Raw genomic sequence first — 18354 nt, 5'->3', positions numbered from 1 at the left:
CCCCTCGCTCGGCCGCGCTCGCGCCCCACCAGTTTATAGCGGGTCGCCGCGGGCTTCGCCAAATCTTGCATGCGCGCCGGAGGGTCGCATTGGCGGCCGTAATCCTCTATAAGCGCCGCTGGCGTCGCTGCGAGAACGACCCCAGCGCCCCTCGGGCCTGATTTTGCGGAGTTTAACCAAGTGGAACGTTGGTCGCCGGGCAGTTGGAGGAATTTGCCGATCGAGCAGACGCCGGTCTATCAGGACCAGGCGGCGCTCGCCGACGTCGAGCGCCAGCTCGCCGGCTTCCCGCCGCTGGTTTTCGCCGGCGAAGCGCGCAATCTGAAGCGCCACCTGGCCGAGGTCGCCGCCGGCAAGGCTTTCCTGCTGCAGGGCGGGGATTGCGCCGAGAGCTTCTCGGAACATTCGGCGGACAACATCCGCGACTTCTTCCGGGTTTTCCTGCAGATGGCGGTCGTGCTCACCTACGCCGCCGCCTCGCCGGTGGTGAAGGTCGGGCGCCTCGCCGGCCAGTTCGCCAAACCGCGCTCCTCGCCGGTCGAGAAGCAGGGCGACCTCGAGCTGCCAAGCTATCGTGGCGACATCATCAATGATCTCGCCTTCACCCCCAAGGCGCGCGAACCCGATCCGCAGCGCCAGCTGCTCGCCTATCGCCAGTCCGCGGCGACGCTGAACCTCATCCGCGCCTTTGCGGCGGGCGGCTTCGCCAATCTCGAGAACGTGCATCGCTGGATGCTCGGCTTCGTCAAGAGCAGCCCGCAGTCCGAGCGCTACCAGAAGCTCGCCGATCAGATCACCGAGACGCTGGGCTTCATGCGCGCGATCGGGCTCGATCCGGAGCACCATCCGGAGCTGCGCGGCACCGACTTCTACACCTCGCATGAGGCGCTGCTGCTCTGCTACGAGCAGGCGCTGACCCGCGTCGATTCGACCACGGGCGACTATTACGCGACCTCCGGCCATATGCTGTGGGTCGGCGACCGCACCCGCCAGGAGGACGGCGCCCATATCGAATTCGTGCGCGGGGTCAAGAACCCGCTCGGACTGAAATGCGGGCCGAGCCTGAAGCCCGACGGGCTTCTACGCCTCATCGACGCGCTCGATCCGGAAAACGAACCCGGCCGGCTGACGCTGATCTGCCGTTTCGGCGCGGACAAGACTGAAGACGCGCTACCCGGACTGGTTCGGGCAGTGACGCGCGAAGGCCGCAACGTCGTCTGGTCCTGCGATCCTATGCACGGCAACACGATCAGCGCCGGCGGCTACAAGACGCGGCCCTTCGATCGGATCATGTCGGAAATCCGCAGCTTCTTCGCCGTGCATCAGGCGGAAGGCTCCTACGCCGGCGGAATCCATCTCGAGATGACCGGCAAGGACGTCACCGAATGCACGGGCGGCGCGCGCGCCATTTCGGAGAGCGACCTGCGCGACCGCTATCACACCTATTGCGATCCGCGGCTCAACGCCGAGCAGGCGATCGAAGTGGCGTTCCTCGTTGCCGAGCTCCTGAAAGCCGAGCGCCTCGCCCGCGGCGTGCAGGAGCAACACGCGGCCGAGTGAGACGAGGCCAGATCACGCTGGCTCTGGGCGGAGCCGCCCACATGCAGCGTGATTGATCTCAGCGGATTCGCGCTCGCTTGGTGATCGCTCTGGGCGCCGCGCTTAGCCCGTCGTCTCTTCGGCCTCGCGCACCGTCATCGCCGCGCCGTGCCAGACGAAGTCGTCGTAGATCAGCGCGTCGATGAACATCACCGGCAGCATCAGATCGCGCACGATGAGCGCAAAAGGCGTCCGCCAATCGAGCGGAAAGCCGCACACGCGCGCCAGCCACATCTCGCCGCCGTGCAGGGTGAAGACGATGAGCGTCGTCACGAGCGCCACTGTCGAGATCGCGCCGTCGAGCTGAACCGCCGCATAGGCGCCAAGCACGATCGCCGCGAAACTGCCGTTCATGAATTCGGGAAGGTAGTGCGCGGGGAAGGTCGCTCGCCGCAGCCGCGCCCAGCGCACGTGCCGCGAATAGACTTCGCGGGCGGTGCGTTCGCCAAGCGGCTGCTCGAAGGGCATGTCGACGAGGCGCACGTCCATGCCTTGCGCGCGGATGACCTTGGTCGAGGCGGCGTCTTCGGCGATTTCGCTGGCTAGCGCGCGAATGCCGCCCGCCCTGTCGAGCACGTCGCGTCGCCACATCATGTTCTTGCCCTGCGCGAAGGCCGCTCCGATCGCCTCGGCGCCATATTGCCAGCGCGCTTGGAAGGTGTTGAGGATCGCGCATTCGACCGTCGCCCAGAATCCCTTCGGCCGGGAGCCGATCGGCATCGAGACGCTCATCGCCGTATTGTCGCGGAAGGCGGCGAGCATGGTCTGAATGTAGTCGCGCGGCGGCAAGGCGTTGGAATCGGCGAGGATCACATGAGGATGCCGCGCGGCTTCCCACCCCTTGACGCAATTGTTGAGCTTGGGATTGGCGCTGACGTAATCGTCGCCGACGAGAAGGCGGGCTTCGCGTTCAGGATGCGCCGCGATCAGGCTTTCGACCAGGGGAATGATCGGATCGTTCGGCGACTGCACGCAGAACACGATTTCATAATCGGGATAGTCGAGTTTGAAGGTCGCGCCGAGCGTCTCCTCGCTGAAAGGCTCCAGCCCGCGCAGCGGCCGCACGATGCTGACCGGCGGCGCATCGGCCGGCGGCGGCAGGTTGCGCTCCCTCGCCCGGCACTTCCGGGACATCAACCCCATGCTTGTGAAATTGAGAACAAGGATAACGGCGCACCAGCCGGCGCAGATATAGGCCAGGATCATGAGCGGCGCTTTTCCTTAAGAGTCGTAACGCAGCGAGTCGCGACGCCGGAAAGAGGCGGACTCGGAGGGCTTTCGGCGTGCGAGGCCGGGACGCGGCCATTTCGATATTCCGCCTGACAAAGTCGCCGCCTCTTGGCAAAAGGCTGGCGGCGCGAGAATCTTCTCCTTGCGCACGGCGGAAGAGACTTGCTGCTGAAAGCCCTGCTGCTGAACCCGTTCCCGAAACTCCTGACGAAGCTTCCTCATGACCTCTCCGATTGTTCGCTTCGCGCCCTCGCCGACCGGCCGCATCCACATCGGCAATGCGCGCGTCGCGCTCTTCAATTTCCTGTTCGCCGCCGCGCACCATGGACGATTCGCGCTACGGTTCGATGACACTGATTTTGCTAGGTCGAGCGAGGAATTCGCGAGCGGAATCGAGATCGATCTCGCCTGGCTCGGCATCGTTCCATACGCGACCTTTCGGCAGTCGGAGCGCGTGGCGCTTTATGATGACGCCGCCGATCGCCTGCGCCGATCGGGCCGCCTCTACGCCTGCTACGAAACACAGGAAGAGCTGGAAAAGCGCCGCAAGATGCAGCAGGCGCGCGGTCTGCCCCCGGTCTACGACCGCGCGGCGCTGCGCCTCAGCGCGTCCGATCGCGCGGCGCTTGAAGCCGAGGGCCGGCGGCCGCACTGGCGCTTCATGCTCGGGCCGGGCGTCGTCGAATGGAACGATCTCATCCGTGGTCCGGCGCATATCGACTGCTCGGCGCTCTCGGATCCCGTCCTGATCCGCGAGGACGGCAGTTTCCTCTACACGCTTCCTTCCGTCGTCGACGACATCGACATGGGAATCACACATGTCATTCGCGGCGAAGACCATGTCACCAACACGGCGGTCCAGTTGCAGCTCATCCGCGCGCTCGCGCCTCAAGCGCCGACGCCCGTCTTCGCGCATCACAATCTTCTGATCGGGGCGAGCGGCGAAGCTCTGTCGAAGCGGACCGGATCGCTTTCCATCGCCTCGCTGCGCGAAGAAGGCTACGAGCCAATGGCCGTCGCCGCCCTGGCGACGCTGACGGGCTCCTCCGACAATGTCCACGCCGTGCGTTCGCTCGAGGAGCTCGCGAAGAGTTTCGACCTGTCCCATGTCTCGCGCAATCCGGCGCGGTTCGACCCAGGCGATCTGGAAACGCTGACGCATCGGACTCTCGCGCTCTACGAATTCGAGGATGTGCGCGAACGTCTCGAAGCTTTGACGATCGTCGGCCGCAAGGCTGAGCCCTTGTGGCGCGCGGCGCGCGGCAATCTTGCGCGGTTCGACGATATTCTGACATGGTGGCGCGTCGTCGACGGCGAGATCGAGCCGGTATGCGAAGACGAGTCATTCTTGAAAGACGCGGCGCAACTCTTGCCGTCGGAGCCTTGGGACGAGACCACATGGGCGGCCTGGACGAGCGACATCAAGACGGCGACCGGCAGGAAGGGCAAGGCGCTTTTTCATCCGCTGCGGCTGGCGCTCACCGGCGCCGAGAGCGGGCCGGAACTCGCCGCGCTGCTGCCGCTTATCGGCCACGCCAAGGCGCTGTCGCGACTCGTTTCCCACGGCGAATAAAGGCGGAGCGCTCGTGAACTATCTCGCGATCATCCACCAGATCATCAATATCGCCGGCCTCATTCTCGACGTCGCCGGCGTGCTGATCATCGTCATCGGCGCGAGCCTGTCGACTCTCGCCTATCTCGCGCGCTGGAGAAAGAATGCGCTGACCTACCGAGGCTACCGCAGGGATGTCGGCCGATCGATTTTGCTCGGGCTGGAGTTTCTCGTTGGCGGCGACATCATCCGAACGGTGTCGGTCGAACATCCGAGCCTCGAAAACGTCTTCGTCCTGGGGCTGATCGTGATGATACGAACGGCGATGAGCTTCACGATGGAGGTGGAGCTCGAAGGCCGCTGGCCGTGGCAGGGCCGCAGCCTGGAGACGCAACCGCCCAGCGAGGATGAAGCCGCTCAGCCGTAACGAGTTCTAACGCGCGCGGCCGCGAAATCTCGCAATCGATCAGCATGCATGTACCGCGCGACGGCGCTCCTTATCCTCGCGACGGAGGCTGAACGCCATTGCGAACTTCACGCCAAAAGGCTCCGCATGCCGTCTGACGCGCCTGCTCACATTCGCGGCCCCGACGAGCGCGTCTCCCTTCGGGCAGCGTCGATGGTCTGGCTGCGCGTTGCGCTTTTGAGCTTCGGCGGGCCGGCGGGACAGATCGCGGTGATGCATCGCGTGCTCGTCGACGAGAAGAAATGGATTTCCGAGCGCCGATTTCTTCATGCGCTTAATTTCTGCATGCTGCTGCCAGGTCCGGAGGCGCAGCAGCTCGCAACCTATGTCGGCTGGCTGTTGAACGGGACATGGGGCGGGCTGGTCGCAGGCGGCCTTTTCGTCTTGCCCGGCGCGCTCGCCATCCTGGCGTTGAGCATCGTCTATGTGACGTTCGGCGAGGTCGGCGCCGTCTCGGGCGCCTTCTTCGGATTGAAGGCGGCGGTTCTGGCGATCGTCGTTCAGGCGATTCAGCGCCTCAGCGCGCGCGCCTTGCAGAGCGACGCCTCAAAGGCGGTTGCGTTCGCCGCCTTCGTGGCGCTCTACGTCCTGAATGCGCCCTTCCCCCTCGTCGTGCTGGTCGCCGGTCTCGCGGGGCTCATGGACGCGCGCGCCCACGCGTTTGGACTCTCGTCCCAACACGGCGCCGGAAGCGAAGCGGACGACCCGACGCCTATCGCGGAGCCCCGCTCCGGCCCGCAAGCGCTGCGCGTCGCCGCCTTCTTCCTTGCGCAGTGGCTCGCGCCGATCGCCGCGCTCGTCATGCTGTTCGGCGTCGAGGACGTCTACGCGCGCATCGCCATGTTCTTTTCCAAAATGGCGATCGTCTCCTTCGGTGGCGCCTATGCCGCGCTTTCCTATGTCGCGCAGCAGGCGGTCGAGTGTTTTCACTGGCTCGACGCCAGAGAGATGCTCGATGGCCTCGGCATGGCGGAGACGACGCCGGGCCCACTCATCATGGTGGTGCAGTTCGTCGGCTTCGTCGCGGCCTACCGCCATTCGGGCTCTCTTGCGCCGCTCGTCGCCGGCGTGCTTGGCGGCCTGCTTGCCACTTACGTCACCTTCGCGCCGTCGTTCCTGTGGATCTTCGCCGCTGCGCCCTATGTCGAAAGGCTGCGCGCCAACAGCGCGCTCGCGGGCGCGCTCGCGGCGGTTTCCGCAGCCGTCGTCGGGGTCATCGCGAATCTCGCGCTATTCTTCGCGTTGCGCTTCCTCTTTCACGACCTCTGGACGGCGCCGGGACTGCCGATCGAACTGCCCGTCCTCACAAGTCTAGACGTCGAGGCGCTGGCGCTGTCGGTCGTCGCCTTCGCTGCGCTCCGACTCGGCCTCGCGCCGACTCTGCTGATTTGCGCGATCGCAGGCTTGGCGCTGCAATCTCTGTAATTACGCGGGCACGGCCGGCACGCCGAAGAGCCAGGGGTGAAGATAGAGCACGACGGCGAAGAGCGCCGTCCCGACGCCGATGGCGATCGCGTCGCCGCGGGTAAATCCGGAGATCCTCGGCGCGCCTTCATCGCCACGCTTCTTCACCGCGATGCGGTCGAAGACCGCCCAGGCTAGAAACGACCCGAACAGGATCATGCCGCCCAAATCGCCGTTGACGAGAAGATGCGCCAGCGCCCAGCTTTTGATCGCGACAAGCATCGGATGGCGCAGCCAGCCACGGATGCGTCCTGGCGGCGCCCGACGGGCGGCGATGGCGACAAAAGCGAACCAGACGAGCGGCGGCGCGAGATAATGCATCCACAGCGGCGGCGTCCAGATCTGGATCATGCCCTCTGCGCGATAGCGAATGAAGCCGTAGACGATGAGCGCCAGACCGATCGCAGCGACGATCCCGTAAGCGCCCTTGTAGACCTGCAGACCGTATCGCTCGATCAGGGCTGTGCGCGTTTCGCGAAACGCTGTGAGGGTGTGGATCCCAAGAAAAATGACGATACCGATAATGAGAATAAGCATGGCCTCTCCAGCGCTTGCATCGACTCGTTTCTTAAAAGCACCGCACCTGCGCCTCGGCCTGAGCCCGGCGCAGTTCCTGAAGCGCGTCGCGCGCCGCATCCGTGTTGCGCATCAGCGCGCCGAGCTGCCCCGCCTGCTGATTGACGCTCGCCACGGTTTCCGCGGCGACGTAGCGCTCATAAGGCAGAATGGTCGCGATGACGTCTATGGAGCAAGAGCACTGGTCCAGGGAGAGGCGCGTATCGCCATTGGCCTTCATGCAGCCGAAGACATAGTCGGCGCGCGCTGAGGTCGGGTAGTCATTGAGATCCGTCGCCTGGGAGGGCCCGCTGAGAAGCGGCAGCAGCCCGAAGACGAGGAATTTCGATATGCGGCGCATCCTTTTCATTCCTGACGCGTTCTTTCCGTGACGCAGCCTATCGCACGCGCGTGCGCGACGCCATGAACCGTCTTGATTGCGAAAGGAAAGATGCGCAAGCTTGGTTATGGAATGAGGCTGCGCCAGAGGCATCAGTTTCGCGCAGCTGAAGAGGATGCGGCTGGATTGATGCGGCGGATGTCGATGAGCGTGGCTCACGCCATAGGCTTCAGACTTTCCGCCCGCAGCCGCGCCCGCAAGGTCGCGTCGTCCAGCCCTTGTGAGGAGGACGGCATGTCGAAACGCCTGAATATCCTTTGTGCGCTCGCCATCGCGGCGCTCCTCGGCGCGCCGGCGTCGAGCGCGCTCGCGCATGGCGCCATGCAGCGCCAGCGAAGCGCCTGCCTGCTGAAGGTCGGGCCGGACTTCATGTATCTGTCCGGCTATCAGCCCGCGGCGTCACACAACAGGTTCTGCGATAATATTCCCACGACGGGCGAGACGATTTTTGTTCTCGACTACGCACAGGACGAGATGCGGGGGATGTCCACGGATTTCCGCATCATTCGCGACGTTGGCGAAAATGAAGAGCCGGATAAGCTCGACGCCGTTACGGTGGCCTATCTGCCGCCAAAGGTTTATCCCGCGGGCACGCTGAACTTCGAACATGTGTTCAACGAGAGCGGCGCTTTCGTAGGGATCGTCACGATGGACGGCCCGAATGGCGAGCACTGGGTGTCACGTTTTCCGTTCAGCGTCGGCGGACGCCCGCTGTCGGCGCGAATGCCCTACTTTCTTTTCGCCGCGGCGGGCGTGCTGGCGCTCGTGCTGTTCGTCTGGGGAAAGGACGATGGGAGCGCGCGCGGCGCCTGACCGAAGGACGCCGCCTTCGTCATGCAGCCGTCAATTTCAACGCGCATAGAAGACGCCGAGCGTACCGCGCGCCTGCGTGGGGAATGCTCAAACGCCGGGCCGGAGGTACGTCCGGCGTTTTTTTATTCGCGGCTCGGAGCGCCGCCCCGGAGGATGAAGTTCAAAAAAACTATGCAATTTTGAACACTTAACCTCGCCTGCCTCTTGCCGAAGCCGCGTTGTCTTGCCATCATCGCGGCCGGCAGGGGGCTCCATGGGCGAATTAATCAAGCGATTTTCTGGGTTTAGCTTTAGCTCGCAGGGCGGACTGCAGCGCGACGGCAAGCGCATTCACCTGGGGCCGCAGGCGCGCCAACTCCTTGAAATGCTCCTGGAATCTCCGGGCGCCCTGGTCACCAAAGGCGACATCGCGGCGCGCCTTTGGCCCGATCGCGCGGCGTCCGACGATTCCATCGACCGCTGCGCCTATCTTTTGCGAAAGCCTTTGCGCGAAGCCGGCGGCGAGGATCTGATCGCCACCGCCTACGGCCGGGGCCTCACGCTTCGCGCCGCCGTCGAGGTCGTCGACGAGGGCGTCATGGAGCCGGCGCGGCGCGCGCCGTCCACCGAGCCGCATATTCTCGATCTCTGGCAGACCGCCTATGAGCTTGCCGGCGATCGGACGCGGGAAGGCTTCGCCCGCGCGCAGCAAGCAATCGCGTCGGCCGCGCAGCTCGACGCCGGCGCCCCGGCGGTCTGGTCGCTCGCCGCCGACATCGCCGCCGGTCGCGTCGTGCGCGGATTCCTGCCTCCCGCGGAAGCGGCGACAATGATCGAAGACTTCGCCGGCCGGGCGCTCGCGCTCGCGCGCGACTTCACGCCGGCGCTGGCCGTCCTTGGCTGGGCGCGCGGCGCGATGAGGGGCAAGACCGGCGAGGGGCTGGCGCTCCTCGATCAGACGGTCGCCGATGAACCGCTCTATGGCAAGGCGCGCGTCTACCGCAGCTGGCTGCTCGCGGCGGCGGATCGGCTCGACGAAGGGCTCTCGGACTGCGAAGAGGGCCTCGCCAACTCGCCGCATGATCAGGCGCTGCTGTCGGTGCGGGCCTGGCTCATTCTCTGCGCCGGCGATCTCGAACGCGCGCGCCGATATGCGCGCGGTGGGCTCGATTTGAGGCCGGACGCCGCCACGCTGCATCTCGTCATGTCGATCGCATACAGCCTGCAGGGACTTCACGAACAGGCGGTGAGCGCAGCGCGGCGCGCTGTCGCGTCGAGTGCGGACGATCCCTTCCAATTGACCGTGCTCGCCTATGCGCTCGCCCGCGCCGGCCGCGCCGAGGAAGCCGAGGCGCTCATCGGCAGGCTCATCGAGGACGCCGAACTTTACGCCCCGCCCTGCTTCCTCGGCGCCGCGTATTTCGCTCTCGAGAAGCGTGCGGAAGCTCTGGAGGCCATACGCCGCGGCATTGCCGAGGGCTGCCCCTGGAGCTCCTTCGCCCGCGTCGATCCGCGCTTCGTCGCCTTGCGCGGCGCGATCGATGGATTCGGCCGCGCGCAGCCGGCCGAGGCGCGACCCGCCGGTTGAAATCGCGCGCAGCAGCGCTTATTGGCGCTGCACAGCATTCTTCCGGAAGGTGAAAATGATCGGCCGTCTGAACCATGTCGCTATCGCCGTCGATAGCGTCGAGAAGGCTTCCGCCGTCTATCGCGACGCCCTTGGAGCGAAAGTCTCCGCGCCAGAAAGCCTGGCGGAACACGGCGTCACCGTGGTTTTCGTCGAACTGCCCAACACGAAGATCGAGCTGCTCGAGCCTTACGGGGAAAACTCCCCCATCGCGGGCTTTGTCGCCAAAAATCCAGCCGGCGGCATCCACCACATCTGCTACGAGGTCGAAGACATCCTCGAGGCGCGCGACCAGCTCAAAGCCTCTGGCGCGCGTGTGCTCGGCGACGGGGAGCCAAGGATCGGCGCGCATGGCAAGCCCGTGCTGTTTCTGCATCCCAAGGACTTCTGCGGCGCCCTGGTTGAACTCGAGCAGGCCTGATGCCCTTTTCACTGCCGCTGGCGGCGGCGATCTACCTGACGATCTGGTGGATCGTTCTGTTCGCCGTGCTGCCGCTCGGCGTTCGCTCGTCCGAGGAAGCCGAAGAAGAGCTTCCCGAGGGCGCCGACCGGGGCGCCCCCGCCTCGCCCGATCTCTTGAAAAAGGCGGGCATAACGACGGTGGTCTCGGCGATTCTCTTCGGTCTTCTGGCGCTTTTCGCCAAGCTGACCCAGTGACGCTGGGGCGGTCGGCCGCCGGGGGTTGACCGGTCCGCCGCCCCCCGGTAGTTGATCCCGAAGGGCGGAGCCATGAACCCGCACGGCCGAACGGACCGACCCGCTCAGTCGACTTCGGCGCCTTCCGCCGCCTCTGGAGCGAGCGCGTAGCTCAGTCGGTAGAGCACCTGACTTTTAATCAGGGGGTCCTGGGTTCGAGCCCCAGCGCGCTCACCAGGAAAATCAAAAAGTTACGACAGATGTGCCCGTCCTGCCTGCAAATTAATTTTGCAGAAGGTGGGCGCTGAGGTGGGCGCTTGTGCGACAGACGCACTCCCTTTTTCGAAGCGTGAAGGCGCTCGCCCGACGAATCGCCCGGCGATATCCTTGGCGCCATGCAGCACACACCCCGCCAAGCATTGCCGATCTTCGCGCCGAGGGCGTCGTTGGCGCATGGGTCTGGTGCACGGGGCTGGGGTGCACGAATCATGGCCGAAACCCCTTCGACGCCATGCGCGCGCCCCCTGAGACGCCATTCATCGCGCTTGCGCCGTCGCGGCGCTTCGTCTGCTCCGCGTGCAGCTCGCGCGACGTCTGATGCCGGACTGGCCGCCGTATCGGTCGTGGGCATAGAGTGTTTGCGAAGCGCCGAGTTCGCCCGCCTCCGGGCAGGACTCGAACTCGCGAACCATCATTCGACTTTCCCAATCAGGTCGTGCATGAAATTACGAATTTCGTTGACTACCTCTTCGTCCAATTTTTCTTCTGTTCGAAGGGTCATCCAATTCCCATTCAATTCGAAACGAAACCGATTCCCGTGAAGCTTCGTGCGCAAAAATCGGTCTAAACGTCCAAGCACCTGTCTCATCGTTTGATTAGTTAGCACCATATTGGTCTTCGTTTTGAAAACATACTGATACTGAACTTCTTCTAAAGATTCACCTGAAACCGCCGTTTGAAAGGTTGCATCAAGTTGGTTTTGTATCTTTTCAAGACGGTTCCATATTAATTTTATTTCTGGCGGTCGCGTGCTTTTCAAGTTGAATTTTTCCTCTCGCCGCCGTAACCGGATTTTCAACGACATAATCGGAAGCAATTGTTGCCGTCAGCGCTTCCTTGAGACTCTTTCTAGCAGCCTTTAGCTCATGAGGCTTTGAATACGAAAACTCAATCGCACGGTAGGGCTTTACGTCGAAGGGTATTTCTGTTCCGCGCAAATATGCGTGTATAATTGGCTTTTGAGCCATGTGTCTAATACCTATTTCGTAAAAGGCGTTCGGATTCATATAACTCATGTCTGCAATAACAAGTTCCGCATCCATTAGATGATTGATAAGCTGGGATGTGATAAGTCCGGGCTGCGACATCGTGTCGGCGCGGATGACCAAAAATTCATCGAATTCGCTGAACACATGTTCGATAATTTCGTGCAAAAACCAGTCTGCATGTTGACGTGTATCAGAATCAGCTTCTCCAATTGGGCCAACAACGAAACACGTTTTTTTCGATTTATTTCCTTCCGACAATGTTACTCCCTCATCGCCTTCGAGCACTCAAACGTCATCGCCTGCGGCTACATGGCCTTTACTGACGTGTCATTCGCGCAGTTCGGCGAGACTAATTTAACTCGCGCCACTGGAAAATGAATTTATCCCCCTGATAGACATTCCCCGCCTTCTTCGCTGGATAGGTTTCCCCGCCGTGGCAGGCGCCTTCAACGCTCCAATAGGCCGAATAGTTGTTTCCTTTCGGTTTTTGCTCGCGGTCCTCCCATATGTTTATCCAAGGTCCTAGGCATTTCTGCTTGTAGGTAGGCAGGCGCTCATTCTCCGGGTGCTTCTTCCTGTATAAGCAAGCTTGCCAACTTTCCGCATGCAAGTTAGCGGACATCTCCCAAGGCGTCGCGCTCGCAGTGATGCAACATTTTCCATTCCAGACTTCTTGACCATCTACAATCAGTGAACATTTTGCGACAATTTCTTGAGCATAGGAATTTGATTGCGCCAAAAAAATCATAACAATCGCGGTAGGAAGCATTCGCATACGTTCCTCATGAACAATCCAGCGACCTGTCGAATTGCCCATCGTCTCCGAAATTACCAGCGCTCGCAATATGCACTGAACGTAGACAGCTGGCGGCTGCGAAAAACATTCGCTACGCTCACACGATGTGCGGACGCTTCACGCAGCATCTGAGTTGGGAGGAGCTTCACCGGCTCGCCGACCCAATCGGTCAGCCGCGCAATCTCGCGCCTCGTTACAACATCGCGCCGACGACCAGAATTGAGGTAATCCGCCCTGCGGCGGGCGGCAACGAGCTTGTTCCGATGCGCTGGGGGCTTCTGCCATCATGGTGGAAAAAGCCGCTCGGCGAGCTTCCGGCGACCTTTAACGCCCGCGCCGAAACGGTCGCCGACAAGCCGATGTACCGCTCGGCGTTCAAATCGCGCCGCTGCATCATTCCCGCGTCGGGCTTCTATGAATGGACCGGCGCGAAGGGCGCAAAGACGCCGCACTATTTTTCCTCCCCGACCGGCGAGCCGCTGGCGTTCGCCGGGCTGTGGGAGACGTGGCGCGATCCTGAAAGCGACGCGCGGGTTGACTCGGCGACGATCATCGTCGGCGCTGCCAACGAATGGATGTCGCCCTTTCACGATCGAATGCCGGTCATTCTCGATTGGCGCGATGTCCGCGTCTGGATGGCGGGTGGCGATCCCGGCGCATTGCTGCGCGCGCCTCCTGCGGACGCCTTGCAAGAATGGATCGTCTCGCCGCGCGTGAACCGCTCGGGCGTGGGCGATGACGATCCGGCGCTGATCGAGCCTGAACGGATTGATGCGTCGGAGTCTGCTTAGCGCCATTTGCAGACCTTGGCCGCGCGCTATCTAAGGCGGCTTGTCTATCGTAGGCGCACACAACGAAGAGCCCGGACGCGTGGTTCGGGCTCGTTGATAGTCTCCAGCTTTGGAGGTCTTTACGCGAGCCGCTCCACCAGCACCGCTTTTGCGCTCTGCCGGACCCGGAACCTCATGCCGTGGCGCTGGCCGAACATTTGGGCTGCGCTTCGGATGCGCTCCAGCGGAACATTGTAGTAGCGCCACGCGTCTCCCTGATTGAACTCGCCGAAACCATACTTGACGCGCTTATCGGTGGTCTTATCGCTCATAGTGGATTGTGTGCCTTTCCTGTTTAAGATTGCGAAACTGATATGTGAGTTGTATTTAACCCACCTTATTCAGCGATGGGGTAATTTTGGGCTGGCGAGCGTAGCGTAAAATGTTGATTTAGTGTATGGATCGGTTGTCTAAGCCGATCATTCACGCTATCGCATCGACGCCACGCGCGCCATGACCGAAGATACCCCCCTGCCATTTTCGTTTCCAGCCGTTGGCCGCAAGAAGATCACCGCCGCATTCGACGGCGGACGCATCACCTCGGACGCCGGCGTGATGTTGCTGGGGCAAGCCGAACGTCGTCTGGGGCTGGCGGACAAGCTCGCCGCCGTTATTGCCGATCCGCGTAATCCTTTGTTGATCACCCATTCGCTCGCCACCATTTTTCGTGCGCGCATTCTCGCTATCGCTTGCGGTTACGAGGATGCGGACGATCTCGATCATCTACGCAAGGACCCGGCCTTCAAGATCGCCTGCGGGCGCTTGCCCGATACAGGGAACGATTTGTGCTCGCAGCCGACCATGTCGCGTTGGGAGAATGCGCCGACTTTGCGCGAAATCGTGAAGCTTGGCGGCGTGCTGATCGATCTTTATTGCGCCAGCTACGCTGCGCCTCCGAAAGCCGTCACGCTCGATATCGACGACACCTGCGACGTCGTGCATGGACATCAGCAACTGTCGCTGTTCAATGCGCATTACGATGAGCGCTGCTTCCTGCCGATCCATATTTACGACACCGTGACCGGACGCCCTGTCGCCATCATTCTACGTCCGGGAAAGACGCCGACCGGCAAGGAAGTGCGCTGTCATTTGCGCCGGATCGTCCGCCGCATCCGCGCGCATTGGCCGACGACCAAGATCACCATTCGGGGCGACGGCCACTATGGCCGCCGCGAGGTGATGGATTGGTGTGAGGACAATGGCCTCGATTATGTTTTCGGCCTGTCCGGCAATAAGCTTCTCGCCGCCGCCGTCGAAGAAAAGGCCGACGACATCCGCACCCGTCGCGCATTGGAACAGATACTTGTCCTGCGCGGCTACGCGCAAACGAACTACGCCGCCAAATCTTGGCGGGCTGAGCGCCGCGTCTGCGCCCGCATCGAAGCGACGGAAATGGGGCTCGATATTCGCTATGTCGTCACCAGCATTGCAAATGGCTCGCCCGAGCATGTCTACGACGCGCTCTATTGCGCGCGCGGCCAGATGGAAAATCTGATCAAATTGCACAAGAGCCAGCTGGCGTCGGATCGCACCTCCTGTCGGGCGCCGCTCGCCAATCAGATGCGGCTCTTCCTGCATACAGCCGCCTATTGGCTGATGCTCGAACTGCGCGACGCCATTCCAAAACCCCATCCGCTCGCCGTCGCCGAATTTGCCACCTTGCGCGAGAAGCTGCTCAAGATCGGCGCGCGCATTGTCGAGACCGCAAGCCGCATCAGGCTTGCGCTCGCAAGCGCCTGCCCACAAGCCGAGCTATTCCGACGTCTGGCCAGCGCGTTACAGCCGGCAGGACCGTGAACGACGGGGCAGAGACCGCGTCCGCAAGCCCCAGAGAGCCCGTCCTTTCAACTCCAACGCGTTCCAAAAGTGTAGAAATTACTCAGCGATCAACCGCAAAGCGGACGCGCGTCCGCGATCATACCGCGGAAAAAACTCGGGAAAGACCGTCGGCTGGCTGAATAGGACGGGTTAATATGCGCAAGCGTGGCTATAAGCAGCAACTTACAACGCTAGTAAGATCTTGGAATTCGTTCATAGCGAACGATCGACTCCGACGGAAAACCCGAGCCCTATTGGTGAAGAACATTTACTCTAAGGAATCTTAGCATGAGCGCCGAAGCTGTTTTGACACGTGGAAAACAAGCCGTCGTTATAATTCATGGAATCGGTGAGCAGAGACCGATGGGCACTCTGCGCGATTTTGTCGATGCCGTGCTCGTTAATAAGAGCGACCCACCCTACTACAGCAAGCCAGATCCCTTTGCTGACACATTTGAATTGCGTCGCCTTACGACCCCAGCCAGCCCTGCGTCTCCAGCGACTCATTTCTACGAACTATATTGGGCGCACCTTATGCCGGTTGCCAGCTGGTGGGGAATATTTAACTGGCTAAAGGCTATTGCGCGACACAAGCTAATATTGGCAATATTATTTAGACATTGGCGCCCGGTTCTGGTTTTAGTTGCGATAGCCCTCATCGTAGTCATAGCATCGAAACACTTAGATTTTGATGGAAAAATTGTTTCTATTGTGTTGGGCACGTTGGGTATCCTATTGTACAGCATACGCGCCACAGTCGGCGACGTCGCGACATATCTCGATCCGAGTCCAAGAAACGTCGAGACGCGCCGACTCATCCGCAGCGCCGGCGTCGCGCTCTTAAACAAACTTCATGATTCAAATGACTACGATAGGATCGTCATTGTTGGCCATAGTCTCGGCAGCGTCATCGGATACGACATCATTACTCATGCTTGGCAGCGCTATAGTCATTTCGATTACGACGCGCCCAAGCAATTCGAAATCGAAAACGCCGAGCGTTTTGCGGAAAAGCTCCAGCAGAGCACATCTCCAACGAAGGAAGACCGCGATGAGTGGAGAAAACATAGCCTGAATTTATGGGTCGAGCAGCGCCGTCTCGGATGTCCGTGGCTAGTCACGGACTTTATCACGCTTGGAAGCCCGCTTACTTACGGCGCGCTGTTATTGGCTGACCCCGACCATACCTTTGAGAAAAGGATAGGTCAGCGTGAACTGCCAATCTGCCCGCCCACGATGGAGTGGGATAACGACGCCGGCAGGAAAACATTTTCCTACGAAATTAAATATTCCTCGCCGCGCGGGGATACACGCTATGTCCGAGTTCCACATCATGCAGCGTGCTTTGCGCTGACCCGGTGGACGAACCTCTATTTTCCGACCAGCTTGTGGCTGAAAGGCGACGTCATCGGCGGCCCTCTCCGGCATTTATTCGGCAATGGGATTCGCGACATTCCTCTGAAAGCGTGCGCTCCTCACTGGTTCTTCTTTCACACCACTTATTGGAAGCTTGACCCTGGCGCAGATAAGTGCCCCGACGGCCCGATTTGGGCATTGCGAGAGGAGCTTGATTTACCGCGACACCGATTTCGATCGGGGTCAACTTGCGGTCCGCGCTAGACACTACGGCGCTTTCGTGCGGAAGATAGTGCACAAATCGCGTGTGATTTTGAGGAGGGCTAGCCGATCGCGAAGGTCGCTTAAGGGTCAAAAGCGGGCATGCCTGCCGCTGAGGATGGTTGCGGAGAAACACGACCGCCCTGCCCACTTGCCGGAGCACAGCACAAGAGCAAGCGATGCGTTTTCGCTATGTCTCGCTTGGAAATTCAATACCTTTGAGCGTTGTTTTCCTTGAATCTGGAAAACTTCAGCCAACATCACCGGTGAAGGTGCGTTCGCAAATGCTTGATATTAGCTTGTTTTCTGGTGGCCAGGGGCGGAATCCAACTAGCCGCTTAGACATTTGAAATCATTTCCATTTCCGAGACATCAAAAAATTTCTTACCCACCGATACCCAAATGCCTAATTTGTTCAGTGGTTTGGGTCAGAATCGCGGCGCGCATCGTCCAGTTAAAGATGCCTTGCGAAGGCGTCAGGCAAATGGGCGACTGCGCTCCGCGCCGCGCATCATGGACGATAATACCGATCACATAGAGAGCAAGAACGCAGCGCCGCTCTATTTGGCCAAATTTTTCAGGGCCGACGTGAACTCACGGATTTCGTTGCTGCCGGGCTCGAGTTCATTCAGCAATTCCGCCCCCGATGCTGCGGATTTCAAGTCGCCCGTTTTGGCCTCGTAGGATGCGAGCGCCATCAGAATGACGCGGTCACAAGTGCGTCGAGCGAGCGCCGATTTCAGAATGTCGCGCGCTTCACAAGGCTTGCCTGAGTCGTGCAAGGCGATGGCAAGAACATTGGAAAGCCAGAGGTTCGAATCGTATCCCTCCGTGGTGGGCCGCCTGGCGTTGATTGCGGTTTTTGCGATAGCTGCGTGACGGGTGGCGCGACGATCGTGTCCACTACTATTACAAGCGGACACTATCGCCGATGTCGCGTAACGATGCCGATGCGCCGGCTTTCCGGCGCAGGCGCCGGTCCTGGTCTCTCGATGAGAAGCGCCGGATCGTCGACGAGAGCCTCGAGGATGGAGCTTCGATCGCCGAGGTTGCGCGACGGCACGACCTCAACACGAACCAGCTCTTCACCTGGCGTCGGCAGTTTGGCGTCGAGCTGGCCACGCCGCAGGAACGCGCACCGATCCTGCCCGTAACGATCACGCCGGACGCGACGTCGGAATATTCCGCTCCAGGGTCGACCGGCCAGATGGAGATCGTGCTCGCCGAGGGGGATCGGATCATCGTGTGGGCCGATGTCGAGACGGCCGCGCTGTCGCGGGTCGTGAAGGCGTTGCGGCGGTGATCCCGCTGCCGGCGGGCTGCCGGGTCTGGATCGCGACCGGCCATACCGACATGCGGCGCGGCATGCATGGTCTTGCCCTTCAGGTGCAAGAGCAGTTGAAGCGCGACCCGCATGCTGGCGATCTCTATATCTTCCGCGGGCGCCGCGGCGATCTCGCCAAAATCCTCTGGCATGACGGGATCGGACTATCGCTCTACGCCAAGCGGCTCGACCGCGGAAAGTTCATCTGGCCCTCGGCGAGCGCGGGCGCGGTGTCAATCTCGGCCGGGCAGATGGCCTATATGTTGGAAGGAATCGACTGGCGAAATCCGCAACTCACCTACAGGCCGCAAAGCGCGGGGTGAGGCGCGAAAAATCCGGGGACGGGGGTATTTAGGGGCGCCTCGAATCGCTGGATTCGT

At 61.4% G+C, this 18354-nt stretch carries 21 protein-coding genes and 1 tRNA gene; 14 read left to right on the top strand and 8 right to left on the bottom strand.

The window, feature by feature from the left end:
• Positions 1-180 precede the first annotated feature (180 nt).
• Complete coding sequence (locus AC0X69_RS14455) at positions 181-1560, top strand: class II 3-deoxy-7-phosphoheptulonate synthase (RefSeq protein ID WP_482608482.1); 1380 nt, start codon at positions 181-183, stop codon at positions 1558-1560.
• A gap of 102 nt (positions 1561-1662) precedes the next feature.
• On the opposite strand, the gene AC0X69_RS14450 is transcribed toward AC0X69_RS14455, so the two are convergent.
• Positions 1663-2805 (bottom strand): ceramide glucosyltransferase, encoded by a 1143-nt coding sequence (locus AC0X69_RS14450; RefSeq protein WP_482608481.1) that lies wholly within the window; start codon positions 2803-2805, stop codon positions 1663-1665.
• Positions 2806-2820: 15 nt separating this feature from the next.
• Positions 2821-3051 carry a hypothetical protein gene (locus tag AC0X69_RS14445; protein ID WP_482608480.1) on the bottom strand — a complete coding sequence of 77 codons (231 nt, stop codon included), beginning with the start codon at positions 3049-3051 and terminating at the stop codon, positions 2821-2823.
• Here AC0X69_RS14445 and gltX point away from each other — a divergent pair.
• From gltX to chrA, 3 genes are all read left to right on the top strand, one after another.
• Complete coding sequence (gene gltX, locus AC0X69_RS14440; RefSeq protein WP_482608479.1) at positions 3050-4402, top strand: glutamate--tRNA ligase; 1353 nt, start codon at positions 3050-3052, stop codon at positions 4400-4402. The genes AC0X69_RS14445 and gltX overlap by 2 nt on opposite strands.
• A gap of 13 nt (positions 4403-4415) precedes the next feature.
• Positions 4416-4808, top strand: coding sequence for a DUF1622 domain-containing protein (locus AC0X69_RS14435; protein ID WP_482608478.1), 393 nt, complete (start codon positions 4416-4418; stop codon positions 4806-4808).
• 126 nt (positions 4809-4934) lie between these two features.
• Positions 4935-6272, top strand: coding sequence for a chromate efflux transporter (gene chrA, locus AC0X69_RS14430; protein ID WP_482613409.1), 1338 nt, complete (start codon positions 4935-4937; stop codon positions 6270-6272).
• On the opposite strand, the gene AC0X69_RS14425 is transcribed toward chrA, so the two are convergent.
• Both AC0X69_RS14425 and AC0X69_RS14420 read right to left on the bottom strand, forming a co-directional pair.
• Positions 6273-6848: an NnrU family protein gene (locus AC0X69_RS14425; RefSeq protein WP_482608477.1), complete on the bottom strand. Its 576-nt coding sequence runs from the start codon at positions 6846-6848 to the stop codon at positions 6273-6275.
• Between the two features lie 31 nt (positions 6849-6879).
• A complete protein-coding gene (locus AC0X69_RS14420; protein WP_482608476.1) occupies positions 6880-7227 on the bottom strand; it encodes a hypothetical protein in 348 nt (115 codons plus the stop codon).
• A 273-nt stretch (positions 7228-7500) separates the two neighbouring features.
• On the opposite strand from AC0X69_RS14420, the gene AC0X69_RS14415 reads away from it, so the two are divergent.
• The 5 genes from AC0X69_RS14415 to AC0X69_RS14395 all read left to right on the top strand — a co-directional run bounded on the left by AC0X69_RS14415 (position 7501) and on the right by AC0X69_RS14395 (position 10558).
• The gene (locus AC0X69_RS14415; protein ID WP_482608475.1) at positions 7501-8079 is read left to right on the top strand and encodes a hypothetical protein; all 579 of its coding nucleotides are present in this window, start codon (positions 7501-7503) and stop codon (positions 8077-8079) included.
• Between the two features lie 253 nt (positions 8080-8332).
• Positions 8333-9646: a winged helix-turn-helix domain-containing protein gene (locus tag AC0X69_RS14410; protein WP_482608474.1), complete on the top strand. Its 1314-nt coding sequence runs from the start codon at positions 8333-8335 to the stop codon at positions 9644-9646.
• 55 nt (positions 9647-9701) lie between these two features.
• A complete protein-coding gene (gene mce, locus AC0X69_RS14405; RefSeq protein ID WP_482608473.1) occupies positions 9702-10106 on the top strand; it encodes a methylmalonyl-CoA epimerase in 405 nt (134 codons plus the stop codon).
• A complete protein-coding gene (locus AC0X69_RS14400) occupies positions 10106-10342 on the top strand; it encodes a DUF1467 family protein (protein WP_482608472.1) in 237 nt (78 codons plus the stop codon). The genes mce and AC0X69_RS14400 overlap by 1 nt, the downstream gene beginning before the upstream one ends.
• A gap of 140 nt (positions 10343-10482) precedes the next feature.
• Positions 10483-10558 (top strand) — tRNA-Lys (locus AC0X69_RS14395).
• A gap of 752 nt (positions 10559-11310) precedes the next feature.
• Here the strand turns inward: AC0X69_RS14395 and AC0X69_RS14390 are convergent.
• Positions 11311-11874: a hypothetical protein gene (locus tag AC0X69_RS14390; RefSeq protein ID WP_482608471.1), complete on the bottom strand. Its 564-nt coding sequence runs from the start codon at positions 11872-11874 to the stop codon at positions 11311-11313.
• A gap of 64 nt (positions 11875-11938) precedes the next feature.
• Positions 11939-12406 carry a hypothetical protein gene (locus AC0X69_RS14385; RefSeq protein ID WP_482608470.1) on the bottom strand — a complete coding sequence of 156 codons (468 nt, stop codon included), beginning with the start codon at positions 12404-12406 and terminating at the stop codon, positions 11939-11941.
• Between the two features lie 83 nt (positions 12407-12489).
• Between AC0X69_RS14385 and AC0X69_RS14380 the strand changes: the two genes are divergently transcribed.
• Positions 12490-13176 carry an SOS response-associated peptidase gene (locus tag AC0X69_RS14380; protein ID WP_482608469.1) on the top strand — a complete coding sequence of 229 codons (687 nt, stop codon included), beginning with the start codon at positions 12490-12492 and terminating at the stop codon, positions 13174-13176.
• 119 nt (positions 13177-13295) lie between these two features.
• On the opposite strand, the gene AC0X69_RS14375 is transcribed toward AC0X69_RS14380, so the two are convergent.
• Complete coding sequence (locus tag AC0X69_RS14375) at positions 13296-13487, bottom strand: hypothetical protein (RefSeq protein ID WP_482608468.1); 192 nt, start codon at positions 13485-13487, stop codon at positions 13296-13298.
• Positions 13488-13668: 181 nt separating this feature from the next.
• Here AC0X69_RS14375 and AC0X69_RS14370 point away from each other — a divergent pair, with 181 nt between their 5' ends.
• Positions 13669-15012: an IS1380 family transposase gene (locus AC0X69_RS14370; protein ID WP_482608467.1), complete on the top strand. Its 1344-nt coding sequence runs from the start codon at positions 13669-13671 to the stop codon at positions 15010-15012.
• Positions 15013-15321: 309 nt separating this feature from the next.
• Positions 15322-16653: a hypothetical protein gene (locus tag AC0X69_RS14365; protein ID WP_482608466.1), complete on the top strand. Its 1332-nt coding sequence runs from the start codon at positions 15322-15324 to the stop codon at positions 16651-16653.
• A 557-nt stretch (positions 16654-17210) separates the two neighbouring features.
• On the opposite strand, the gene AC0X69_RS14360 is transcribed toward AC0X69_RS14365, so the two are convergent.
• Positions 17211-17573 (bottom strand): hypothetical protein, encoded by a 363-nt coding sequence (locus AC0X69_RS14360; protein WP_482608465.1) that lies wholly within the window; start codon positions 17571-17573, stop codon positions 17211-17213.
• Positions 17574-17581: 8 nt separating this feature from the next.
• On the opposite strand from AC0X69_RS14360, the gene tnpA reads away from it, so the two are divergent.
• Entirely contained in the window at positions 17582-17953 is a 372-nt protein-coding gene (tnpA, locus tag AC0X69_RS14355; protein ID WP_482608464.1) for an IS66-like element accessory protein TnpA, read from the top strand.
• Positions 17950-18297 (top strand): IS66 family insertion sequence element accessory protein TnpB, encoded by a 348-nt coding sequence (gene tnpB, locus AC0X69_RS14350; protein ID WP_482608463.1) that lies wholly within the window; start codon positions 17950-17952, stop codon positions 18295-18297. The genes tnpA and tnpB overlap by 4 nt, the downstream gene beginning before the upstream one ends.
• Positions 18298-18354 lie beyond the last annotated feature (57 nt).

The organism is Methylocystis sp. Uni0008 (genome assembly GCF_056838045.1).
The sequence above is the reverse complement of the archived record's forward strand: the minus strand, read 5'-3'. Positions and strand labels throughout refer to the sequence as shown.

Bases quoted from the DNA above. Each gene is read 5' to 3' on its own strand.
- AC0X69_RS14400 (WP_482608472.1), top strand. From the start codon at position 10,106: ATGCCCTTTTCACTGCCGCTGGCGGCGGCGATCTACCTGACGATCTGG.
- AC0X69_RS14370 (WP_482608467.1), top strand. From the start codon at position 13,669: ATGACCGAAGATACCCCCCTGCCATTTTCGTTTCCAGCCGTTGGCCGC.
- AC0X69_RS14450 (WP_482608481.1), bottom strand. From the start codon at position 2,805: ATGATCCTGGCCTATATCTGCGCCGGCTGGTGCGCCGTTATCCTTGTT.
- AC0X69_RS14420 (WP_482608476.1), bottom strand. From the start codon at position 7,227: ATGCGCCGCATATCGAAATTCCTCGTCTTCGGGCTGCTGCCGCTTCTC.
- AC0X69_RS14365 (WP_482608466.1), top strand. From the start codon at position 15,322: ATGAGCGCCGAAGCTGTTTTGACACGTGGAAAACAAGCCGTCGTTATA.
- AC0X69_RS14375 (WP_482608468.1), bottom strand. From the start codon at position 13,487: ATGAGCGATAAGACCACCGATAAGCGCGTCAAGTATGGTTTCGGCGAG.
- AC0X69_RS14415 (WP_482608475.1), top strand. From the start codon at position 7,501: ATGTCGAAACGCCTGAATATCCTTTGTGCGCTCGCCATCGCGGCGCTC.
- AC0X69_RS14410 (WP_482608474.1), top strand. From the start codon at position 8,333: ATGGGCGAATTAATCAAGCGATTTTCTGGGTTTAGCTTTAGCTCGCAG.
- AC0X69_RS14385 (WP_482608470.1), bottom strand. From the start codon at position 12,406: ATGGGCAATTCGACAGGTCGCTGGATTGTTCATGAGGAACGTATGCGA.
- AC0X69_RS14380 (WP_482608469.1), top strand. From the start codon at position 12,490: ATGTGCGGACGCTTCACGCAGCATCTGAGTTGGGAGGAGCTTCACCGG.
- AC0X69_RS14425 (WP_482608477.1), bottom strand. From the start codon at position 6,848: ATGCTTATTCTCATTATCGGTATCGTCATTTTTCTTGGGATCCACACC.
- chrA (WP_482613409.1), top strand. From the start codon at position 4,935: ATGCCGTCTGACGCGCCTGCTCACATTCGCGGCCCCGACGAGCGCGTC.
- mce (WP_482608473.1), top strand. From the start codon at position 9,702: ATGATCGGCCGTCTGAACCATGTCGCTATCGCCGTCGATAGCGTCGAG.
- AC0X69_RS14445 (WP_482608480.1), bottom strand. From the start codon at position 3,051: ATGAGGAAGCTTCGTCAGGAGTTTCGGGAACGGGTTCAGCAGCAGGGC.
- gltX (WP_482608479.1), top strand. From the start codon at position 3,050: ATGACCTCTCCGATTGTTCGCTTCGCGCCCTCGCCGACCGGCCGCATC.
- tnpA (WP_482608464.1), top strand. From the start codon at position 17,582: ATGTCGCGTAACGATGCCGATGCGCCGGCTTTCCGGCGCAGGCGCCGG.